Genomic DNA, 8,062 nt, shown 5'->3' with positions numbered 1-8,062 from the left:
CCCCTCACCCCGGCGCCCGGCAGCTCCCCCCTGCCGGGCGCCGCGCCGTGTTCCGGGCTGGGGCGGCGCCCTATTGAGGATGCACTGTGTGCCCGGAACCTCGTCCCGCCCCCGGCCGAGCGTTTCTCGACCAGTCGTCGACGGCGGCGGGGGAGTCTCGTCCTGCAGCCGTCCCACGCCCGCAGGGAGGAACCGTGAGCGCCCCGCCGCACCCGTCCGCCGCCGACCGGCGCTCCCGGTCGGCCGGCGCCCCGGCCCGCCCCCGTGGCCCGCTCGCGCGCCCGCGCTGGTTCGGGACCCTCTTCGGCACCGACGTCTGGGAGCGGTTCAGCTTCTACGGGATGACCGCGATCCTCGTGCTGTACGCGACGGAGGACACCCGGGACGGCGGTCTCGGCATGTCCTCCGGGGACGCGGCGCTGCTGTACGGGCTCTACATGGCCGCCGTCTTCCTGGCCTCCGTACCCGGCGGCTGGATCGGCGACCGGATCCTCGGCGCCCGCCGGGCCGTCCTCCACGGCGGCGTCCTGATTGCCCTCGGGCACACCGCGATCGCCGTGCCGGTCACCGGCTCCCTCTACCCGGGCCTGCTGCTCGTCGCCTGCGGCACCGGACTGCTCAAGCCCAACATGGCGAGCCTGCTGAGCGCCTTCTACGACCGCGACGACCGCACCGGACGCGACGCCGGTTTCGCCGTGTTCTACATGAGCGTCCAGGTCAGCGCCCTGATCGCGCCGATCGTCGTGGGCGCCCTGGGCGAGGGCGTCGACTGGCACCTCGGCTTCGGCGCCGCCGCCCTCGGCATGGCCGCCGGTCTGGCGCAGTACGTCCGCGGCTCCCGCCACTTCGGCGACACCGGCGCCGCACCGGAACTCCCCGCCCCGCCCGCCGAACGCGCCCGCGTCCTGCGCACCACCCTCGCCGCGACCGCCGTCACCGCCCTCGGCTACGGCACCGACGCCGCCCTCGGCACCTTCCGTCTCGCCCATCTCATGGCCCTGGTCGGCCTGTTGTGCGTGGTGTCCCCGGTGATCTGCTTCTGGAGGCTGCTGCGCAACCCCCTGCTCACCGCCGCCGAGCGCGTCCGGGTGCGCACGTACGTCTGGCTCTTCGCGGCCTCCGCCGTGTTCTGGGCGCTGTTCCTGCAGAGCGGCTCCGCCTTCGCCCTGTTCGCCAAGCACGCCACCGACCGCCGGGTCCTGGGCCGGACCGTGCCCGCAAGCTGGTTCCAGGCGGCGATCCCGCTCTTCGTGCTGCTCCTGGCGCCCCTGTTCGCCCGGCTGTGGACCCGCGCCGGGGACCGGATGCCGACCGCGGTCAAGTACGCCCTCGGCATGGGCGCCACGGCCGCCGCCTACCTGGTCACCGCGGTCGCCGCCGAACTCGCCTCCGACGGCGCCCGGGTCTCCCCGCTGTGGCTGCTGCCGGCCTTCCTGCTGCTGGCCGCCGGGGAGGTGTCCTTCGGGCCGGTCGGCATGAGCGCCGCCACGGCGATCGCCCCGGACACCTTCGTCAGCCGGATGGTGGCCCTGTTCTGGCTCTCCGGGGCCCTCGGCGGCGGCATCGGCGGCAACGCCCTGAAGGCCTCCGGCGACCATGTGCCGGGCCCCGGCTACTTCCTCGCCCTCGGCGCCGCCGCCCTCGCCACCGGCACGGCCCTCTTCCTCGCCCGCCGCCCGCTGACCCGACGGCTCGGCGTCTGAGGGCCGCCGCGGGACTCAGTAGGCGTGGTTGGCCTGCCAGTACGTCCACGCGCCACAGGGGCTCCCGTAGACGCTGTTCATGTAGTTGAGGCCCCACTTGATCTGGGTGGCCGGGTTGGTCTGCCAGTCGGCACCGGCGGACGACATCTTGGAGCCCGGCAGGGCCTGCATGAGGCCGTACGCGCCGGAACTCGGGTTCACGGCCCGGTAGTTCCAGCCGGACTCGCGCTCCACGATGTTGCTGAAGCACTGCAGCTGGCCGCCCGGCACGATCTGCGCGGCGATCGCCTTGATCTGCGCGGTGGTGTAGGAGCTCTGGACGGGGATGTTGGAGGAACCGCCGCCCTGGGAGGAGCCGGCGGAGCTGGAGGAGGAGGCGGAGGTGGTCTTCGTCTCGGCGCGCTCCTTGGCCTCCTTCGCGGCCTTCTCGGCGTCCGCCTTCTTGGCGACGGCGGTCCGGGCGGCGGCCTTGCGGGCGGCCTCCTCGGCCTCCTTCTTGGCGCTCGCGTCCGCCTGGACGGCCTGGGCGTCGGCCTGTCGCGTCAGGGACTCGGTCTGCACCTGGGCCTGTTGACCCGCGGGGATGTCCGCGAGGAGCGTGGCGCCGACCGCCGTCGCCTCCGTGCCGCCCGGCTGGGCGCTGCTGCCCGAGGCTATGCCGACGACGCTTCCGACGGCGGTGACCGCGGTGGCGGAGGCCGCCGCAAATCCCCGTACCGATATCGGGCTCACGCGTCTTCCTTCCGGTTCGTCCGTAGGGTCGTGCCGCGACGGCTGCGGGTAATTCGCTTGCCGGGCCCGGCAGTTGGAACACTCTGCCGTGCCCGGGCGGATGACGCAATCATGGAGTGGGTGTGCATGCTCACACACGGAACCTTCCGCATCTCAGGAACCGCGCACGGATTTTTCACATCGACCGGCGCCCGTGCGCCGCACGCCCCGTCTCACGCTCCGGGCATCCTCCGGCCCGCGTCGCGTGTTCCCCGATACTTCACGGGTGCGGTTCGCGACAGTGCGTGCGCGGCCCGCGACAGGAGCTCCTCCAGGAAGGCTGACCACGGTGACGACCGCCGCATACCAGGGTGAACCCGGATCCAACTCGGCGACCGCCGCCGCGGCCCTCTACCCCGGGGCGGAGGGGATGCCCTGCACCAGCTTCGAGCAGGCGCTGGACGCCGTGACGCTGGGCACCGCCGACGTGGCCGTCATCCCGGTGGACAACTCCGCGGCCGGCCGCGTCGCGGACGTCCACCATCTGCTGCCGGAGTCCGGGCTGTTCATCGTCGCCGAGTACTTCCTCGCCATCCGCTTCGACCTGATGGGCGTGCCCGGCGCGACCCTGGAGGAGGTCGAGTGCGTACGCAGCCACGTGCACGCGCTCGGGCAGTGCCGCAAGGTCGTGCGGGAGGGCGGCTGGCGCACCCTCGTCAGCGACGACACCGCCGGAGCGGCGCGGGAGGTGGCCGAGCTGGGCGACCCGCGGCACGCGGCGCTCGCCCCGCCCGCCGCGGCCCGGCTCTACGGCCTGGACGTGCTGCGCTCCGAGGTCGAGGACGACCCCGACAACACCACCCGCTTCGTCGTCCTGTCCCGGGAGGCCGCGCTCGCCCCGTACACCGGGGAGCCGACGATGACGAGCCTGTTCTTCTGCGTGCGCAACATCCCGAGCGCGCTCTACAAGGCGCTCGGCGGGTTCGCCAGCAGCGGCGTCAACCTCACCAAGATCGAGAGCTACCAGCTGGGCGCGGGCCTCAACCCCAGCCGCTTCTACGTCGAGATCGAGGGCCACCCCGACGAGGAGCGGGTCGCCCTCGCCCTGCACGAACTGCGCTTCTTCTCCTCCGAGGTGCGCATCCTCGGCGTCTACCCCGCCCACCCGCACCGCCTGGACCACTGACGGTCCTCATCCCCGCCGTCAGGACGCCCCGAGCCCGTTCAGCAGGGTGTCGACGACCACGTCCGCGGCGCGGGCGGGACTGAGCTCGGGCAGCTGTCGGGAGACCAGGTGCATGAGCTGGACGAGTAGCGCGCCCGCCCACCCTTCCGGCAGGCCGTCCCGCAACAGCCCTTCCTCCGTGGCGCGTTCGAGGAAGGCGTCGACCTCGCGGACGGAGGCGTCACGGCGCGCGCGGACGTCGTCGTCGGCGAGCATGCGCGCGAGATCGACGGGCCAGGCGCGGTTGACGGCGATGATGTTCTCGACGTAGCGGTGCAGGGCGACGGCGACGGGCGCCTCGCGCAGCCGCGCGTCCTCGATCGCGCTCTCGATCGCCGTCAGCCGGGCTTCGTAGATGGCCGCGAGAAGGTCCTCCCGGGAGGCGAAGCGCCGGTAGACCGTACGCCGGTCCACCCCCGCCTCGGCGGCGATGCTCGCGATGCTCGCGCCCGGGTCGGCGGCGAGCATACGCGCGCCGGTGGCCAGAACGGCTTCCAGATTACGCACGGCGTCGGCTCTCACCGCACCGAGTCTAACGGCGACCGGACACCCAAGGGTGGAGGTAGCTTCCATAAAAGCGACACTGATGTGACAGGTAGGGCAGAGCCGTGCGCGGGGGCAGTGAGAGCGCGGCGGCGCCCCCGCCCAGACCCACGCCTTGCTGAAAGTGCGCCTGTCGATCACGTGAACCCGTCACTTGCATGTGCACCTATCCTGGATAAGTGCTACGTTAAAGTGACAGTTAACCAGAGGAGGGCACGTGATCACCTACGACCGGCTTTTCATCGGCGGCTCCTGGGTCGAACCCAGTGACCCCGGCCTGCTCGACATCGCCTCGCCGCACGACCGTTCCGTGGTCGGCCGCGCCGCGCAGGCACGGCCCGCCGACGTCGACCGCGCCCTTGCCGTGGCGCGGGCGTCCTTCGAGGCGGGCGCCTGGCGGCTGACCCCGCCGGCCCAACGCATCGCCGTCCTGCGGGAGTTCAACGCACTGCGTGAGCGTGACGCGGAGAGGATCGCGCACCTGATCTCGCTGGAGAACGGCTCGGCCGGCTGGTTCACCCGCGCCGGACAGCCCGGCCTGACCCGGCAGGCGAACGCCTATCTGAAGGCGGCGGAGGAGTTCGGCTGGGAGGAGACCCTCGTGCCCTCCGATCCCGCCTCCCCGGTGCGCAGTGTGGTGCGCCGCGAGGCGGTCGGCGTCGTGGCCGCCGTCATCCCGTGGAACTCGCCCTTCTCCTCGGCCACCGCGAAGATCATCCCCGCTCTGCTCGCGGGCAACTCCGTCGTGCTCAAGGTGTCCCCGGAGAACTCCCTGAGCATGGGCTTCCTGGCCGAGCTGCTGGAGCGGGTGGGTCTGCCCGAGGGCGTGATCAGCGTGCTGCCCGCCGACCGCGAGACCAGCGAGTACCTGATCTCGCACCGGGAGGTCGACAAGATCGCCTTCACCGGCTCGACGCGGGCCGGCCGCCGGATCGCCGCGATCGCCGGTGAGCAGCTGAAGCGGGTCAGTCTGGAGCTGGGCGGCAAGTCCGCCGCGATCATCCTCCCCGACGCGGACATCGAGAAGGCCGTCGCGGGGCTGAAGTTCGGCTCCCTGCTCAACAACGGCGAGTCCTGCATCGCCCAGACCCGGATCCTCGCGCCGCGCAGCCGGTACGAGGAGGTCGTGACCGCGCTCAAGGAGCTGGTGGAGTCGCTGCGGGTCGGCGACCCGGGCGACCCCGACACCTTCATCGGCCCCATGATCCGCCCCGACCAGCAGGAGCGGGTGCGCGCGTACATCCGGCTCGGCATCGAGGAGGGCGCCCGCCTGGTGACCGGCGGCCCGCACGTCCCTGACGGCCTGGAGAAGGGCAACTACGTCACGCCCACCGTCTTCGCCGACGTCGACAACTCGATGCGGATCGCGCGGGAGGAGATCTTCGGCCCGGTCCTGGTGGTCATCGCCTACGACGACGAGGACGACGCCGTCCGCATCGCCAACGACTCCGAGTACGGCCTCTCCGGCGGCGTCTGGTCCGCCGACGAGGAACACGCCCTGGCGGTCGCCCGCCGCCTCCGCACCGGCACGGTCACCGTCAACGGAGCCTCGATCGGCTTCGACGGCCCGTTCGGCGGGTTCAAGGCCAGCGGTGTGGGCCGCGAGTACGGCGCGGTCGGCCTCGGCGCGTACACGGAGTACAAGACCGTCACCGTCTGAGCACCCCTAACTCGTCACCACCTTGACTGGTGACGAACGCGCCTGCCATGCTTGCGTCACCACTCAAACCGGTGACTGATGCAGCGCGCACACCACTGACGCGCGGAAAGCGAGATCTCGGCCATGGACATGAAGCTCGAAGTCGTCATCCTGCCCGTCTCCGACGTGGACCGCGCCAAGGGCTTCTACGTGGAGCGGCTCGGCTGGCGGCTCGACGCCGACTTCCCGATCCAGGACGGCTACCGCGTCGTGCAGGCCACCCCGCCCGGGTCCGCGTGCTCGGTCATCTTCGGCGAGGGGCTCACCGGGCAGGAGCCCGGCACGCTGCACGGCCTGCAGCTGACCGTCACCGACATCGTCAAGGCGCAGGAGGAGCTGACCTCCCGAGGCGTCGAGGTCTCCGGCCCGTTCCGCGACGAGACCGGCGCCTTCCACCATGCCGGCGACACCCACCGGGTGCCCGGACTCCACCCGGAGCGGGCCAGCTACGGCACCTTCGCCGCCTTCAAGGACCCCGACGGCAACGAGTGGTTCCTCCAGGAGATCACCGAGCGCGCCCCCGGCCGCTGACCGGGTGGGCCGAGCCGCGGGGAACCGTGGTCCGGCCTCAGTGTGCGGACGTCGCCGGTGCCGTCTTCTTGCGGGCCCGGTACGCGGCGGCCTTGATCTTGTTGCCGCAGGACTCCATGCCGCACCACTGGCGACGCATGCCCCGGGAGCGGTCGATGTAGACGCGCGTGCACTCGGGGTTGCCGCACTCCTTCAGCAGGGGGACGTCCGGGCCGCTGAGCAGTTCGACGGCCTGCCGGGCGACGGTGGCCAGGGCCTGGTCGGGGGTCGCCTCGGTGTGCCGGCCTCCCAGGGTGAGCTGCGGTGTCGCGGGCGTCCTGCGCGCGGCGCCGTTGAGCACGGCGAGGGCCTCCCGGTCGAACTCCTCACCGAGACGACGGTTGGTGACGAGCCGGTAGAGGGCCTCGCGCACCGTCGTCGCCGCCCGGACGTCGTCCTCCTCGCCGGGCGTGATCGTGTCCACGAGTCCGGACTCCAGGTACCAGGCGTTGAGCCGCTCCGGCGTCACGAACATCTCGAACCGGGCCGAGCGCCGGGCCCGCAGGGTGGCCACGAAGTCGAGGGCCGGGTGCCCGCAGACGAAGACATGATCAAGATTCACATCACCATTCTGACAGGTGACTGCTGGGTGAGGCAAGGATCGTCACCGCTTCAGGTGGTGTCGGTGCGGCGGTGGCGACGCCCTCGCCTCGCCGGCCGGAGCCCTCGCCTCGCAAGTCGGAGCCCTCGCCTCGCGAGTCGGAGCCCTCGCCTCGCCGGCCGGAGACGTCATCCGCCGAGGCAGCCGCTCCGGTCGTGATGAACTCGTGGAGGATTGACGGCAGTTGTGAAGGGTGGCAAGAATGCAGCTCACTCGCTGTGTTTGAAGTGAGTGAAGTGACGTGAGTGGCTCCCCCCGCCTTCTTTCCGCCCGTGGACATGGGCTGCTCGCGTCCAGCCACCTCCCACGCCTCGATGCCACAGGATCACACCTTGATGCGCTCGTCACGCTACAGAACGGCGGCCGCCGTCGCCGCAAGCGCTCTCTTCGGAGCCACCGCACCCCTCCTCGGTGCCACCACCGCAAGCGCCACCACCGGGGGCGACTGCCAGTCCGCCACCGTGCAGTACCGCATCGTCGACAGCAGCGGAAACCCGGTCGGGTCCGACTGGACCTCCCAGGGCGGCTTCCACCAGTGGAACGCCGCGCCCGGCACCGTCGAGGTGCGCCTGGCACCCGGCCAGAACATCGGAGAGAGCTGCAAGTACCCCGTCTCGCTGGCCGAGTACACGACCGAAGGCCCCAACTGGCCCACCTCCGGCCACCAGACCCTCGTCGACCACGCCACGGTCTACCTCACCGCGAAGGACGTCGCGGGATCCGACGACGCCCAGCGCGACTGGCAGAAGCTGGCGGTGAAGACCCCCGACTGCTACGGGCAGATCGACCTGTACGGCGACGACGTCATCTACGACGGCCAGTCGGGGGACGGGCACGGTCCCGCACCGTACGAGCCCGGCAACGTCGTGACCCCGTACCACCTCATCGCCGCGTGGAACGGCGGCGACAAGGCCTGCACCCCCGACAAGCCGACCTCCCCGACGCCGACGCCCACCGCGTCGACGCCGACCAGCCCCGCCACCAGCCAGCCGCCGGCCCAGGAGTCCACC

Annotated in this window: 8 protein-coding genes; 5 read left to right on the top strand and 3 right to left on the bottom strand. The window is 71.7% G+C overall.

The genetic code is table 11. The annotated features are described in order from the left end of the window. The first annotated feature begins 194 nt into the window (after positions 1–194). A complete protein-coding gene (locus GRC12_RS39040; RefSeq protein ID WP_208785158.1) occupies positions 195–1,703 on the top strand; it encodes a peptide MFS transporter in 1,509 nt (502 codons plus the stop codon). A 15-nt stretch (positions 1,704–1,718) separates the two neighbouring features. Here the strand turns inward: GRC12_RS39040 and GRC12_RS39035 are convergent, their stop codons facing one another. Further along, positions 1,719–2,435 carry a transglycosylase SLT domain-containing protein gene (locus GRC12_RS39035; protein ID WP_208785155.1) on the bottom strand — a complete coding sequence of 239 codons (717 nt, stop codon included), beginning with the start codon at positions 2,433–2,435 and terminating at the stop codon, positions 1,719–1,721. Positions 2,436–2,763: 328 nt separating this feature from the next. Here GRC12_RS39035 and GRC12_RS39030 point away from each other — a divergent pair, with 328 nt between their 5' ends. Then, entirely contained in the window at positions 2,764–3,600 is an 837-nt protein-coding gene (locus GRC12_RS39030) for a prephenate dehydratase (protein WP_208785153.1), read from the top strand. An 18-nt stretch (positions 3,601–3,618) separates the two neighbouring features. Here GRC12_RS39030 and GRC12_RS39025 read toward each other — a convergent pair whose 3' ends face one another. Then, positions 3,619–4,107: a TetR/AcrR family transcriptional regulator gene (locus tag GRC12_RS39025; protein WP_208785160.1), complete on the bottom strand. Its 489-nt coding sequence runs from the start codon at positions 4,105–4,107 to the stop codon at positions 3,619–3,621. Between the two features lie 292 nt (positions 4,108–4,399). On the opposite strand from GRC12_RS39025, the gene GRC12_RS39020 reads away from it, so the two are divergent. Continuing rightward, complete coding sequence (locus GRC12_RS39020) at positions 4,400–5,842, top strand: aldehyde dehydrogenase (protein ID WP_208785151.1); 1,443 nt, start codon at positions 4,400–4,402, stop codon at positions 5,840–5,842. Between the two features lie 123 nt (positions 5,843–5,965). Further along, positions 5,966–6,412 carry a VOC family protein gene (locus tag GRC12_RS39015; RefSeq protein ID WP_208785149.1) on the top strand — a complete coding sequence of 149 codons (447 nt, stop codon included), beginning with the start codon at positions 5,966–5,968 and terminating at the stop codon, positions 6,410–6,412. Positions 6,413–6,449: 37 nt separating this feature from the next. On the opposite strand, the gene GRC12_RS39010 is transcribed toward GRC12_RS39015, so the two are convergent. Further along, positions 6,450–7,013, bottom strand: coding sequence for a CGNR zinc finger domain-containing protein (locus GRC12_RS39010; RefSeq protein ID WP_208785147.1), 564 nt, complete (start codon positions 7,011–7,013; stop codon positions 6,450–6,452). Positions 7,014–7,387: 374 nt separating this feature from the next. Here GRC12_RS39010 and GRC12_RS39005 point away from each other — a divergent pair. Then, positions 7,388–8,062 (top strand): hypothetical protein (locus GRC12_RS39005; protein ID WP_244374449.1); only part of this gene is annotated, 675 nt, incomplete at its 3' end.

It is taken from the genome of Streptomyces griseorubiginosus (assembly GCF_017614965.1).
Classification (GTDB): Bacteria; Actinomycetota; Actinomycetes; order Streptomycetales; family Streptomycetaceae; genus Streptomyces; species Streptomyces griseorubiginosus_B.
Note: the sequence above shows the minus strand (reverse complement) of the source record. Positions and strands in the feature narration are given on the sequence as shown.